Source organism: Candidatus Stoquefichus massiliensis AP9, assembly GCF_000455285.1.
GTDB lineage: Bacteria > Bacillota_I > Bacilli_A > Erysipelotrichales > Coprobacillaceae > Stoquefichus > Stoquefichus massiliensis.
On the sequence record NZ_HG005298.1, the window covers coordinates 42,531 to 44,014 of the forward strand.

Annotated in this window: 1 protein-coding gene and 1 pseudogene; one reads left to right on the forward strand and one right to left on the reverse strand. The window is 27.6% G+C overall.

Annotation, left to right across the window (positions count from 1 at the left end; translation table 11 throughout):
* Positions 1-349, reverse strand: a pseudogene (locus tag BN350_RS21540) (carbohydrate ABC transporter substrate-binding protein); the annotation flags it as partial.
* Positions 350-502: 153 nt separating this feature from the next.
* On the opposite strand from BN350_RS21540, the gene BN350_RS17260 reads away from it, so the two are divergent.
* The gene (locus BN350_RS17260; protein WP_028044709.1) at positions 503-1,402 is read left to right on the forward strand and encodes a helix-turn-helix transcriptional regulator; all 900 of its coding nucleotides are present in this window, start codon (positions 503-505) and stop codon (positions 1,400-1,402) included.
* Positions 1,403-1,484: the final 82 nt, after the last annotated feature.

Genomic DNA, 1,484 nt, shown 5'->3' on the forward strand with positions numbered 1-1,484 from the left:
TGTCGGTAATTGCTTTTTCTTTAACTAACGTATCTGTTAAAGCGCCTTCTGCACCAATTGATAAATAAATAACATCAGGAACATCTTTGCCAGAAGTAATGACAGGTCTTAATGTATCAGCAATATTTTTTTCAAACTGCATTTCAACCTTACATCCTTTTAATTCTTCAAATTTTTTAGCAACGGCTTCCCATCCTTTAGTCCCATAACCACCGTCAAGACCTGCAATCTTTAAAGTCTTTCCAGAAGCATCACCATCAGTTTTTTCTTTGTTTCCGCCACATCCAGCAAGTAGCGTACCACACATGAGAACTGATAGTCCTAAAGATAACACTTTTTTAGTATTCATGTTTGTTTTTCCTCCTTCATGATATCTTATAATACCAATATATATAAATGTAAACGCTTTATCTACATAAAAATTGTTAATTATTTTATATATCTTGCTATTATGGGGATTTCATAGTAAAATTATGTTAAATGAAGTGAGAGGATTTTGTATATGAGTAATAATCGGATTAATATTTCTAAAAATGATGATTTTGATTTTCGTTCTAAGCTTCTTTATATTACATATTCGAAGTATGAAGAAGATTGGAAATCTTTGATGCATTTTCATCCGTTTTCAGAAATTTTTTATGTCGTTGGAGGAAAAGGTCGTTTTACAGTGGAAGGGGATACTTTTGATGTCAAAAGAAATGATATGATTATTGTAAATCCTAATGTATATCATCATGAAGATTCTGATGGTAACGATCCTTTAGAATATGTTGTTTTAGGAGTTGAAAATTTAACTTTTGGATTGAATGATGAGGAGAATGCATTTTTGTATCAAAGTTTTGAAAAAAACAATGATGATATTCAATATTATATTACACATCTTTTGATGGAGAGTGAAAATAAAGAATTAGGATATGAAACAATGTGTCAAAAATTATATGAATTATTTCTTCTGAGAATTATTAGACAGATGCGATTGAATTTAAGTTCAAATCCTATACAAAAACCAGTCAAAAGAGAAATTAGAATGATTTGTTATTACATAGATCAAAATTATTCAGAAGATATTACCTTAGATTCTTTAGCTAAGTATATGAAAATTAATAAATATTATATGGCTCATGAATTTAAAAAGAATATGGGAATGTCACCTATAAATTATTTGATTGAAAGAAGAATTAAGGAATGTAAATCATTATTAAAAACAACAAGTCTGTCTATTGCTGAAATTTCTGAAACAGTTGGTTTTTCTTCACAGTCTTATTTCTCTCAAATATTTAAAAAGACAACCAAGATGACACCCAAACAATATCGAGATACACATATGTTTGAAAATCAAAAAGAGAATCAGTATAATAAACCATTTTTTCAAAAAAGATATTCTTATCATTCAAATGAGTAACTCTATTCTTATATATAGATAAAAAAAGATTGATTATATCATAGATAAATTGATAGAAATCAAAGTATGTAGAAATTATTAT

Coding starts and splice junctions, on each gene's coding strand:
- BN350_RS17260 (WP_028044709.1), top strand. CDS start 503: ATGAGTAATAATCGGATTAATATTTCTAAAAATGATGATTTTGATTTT.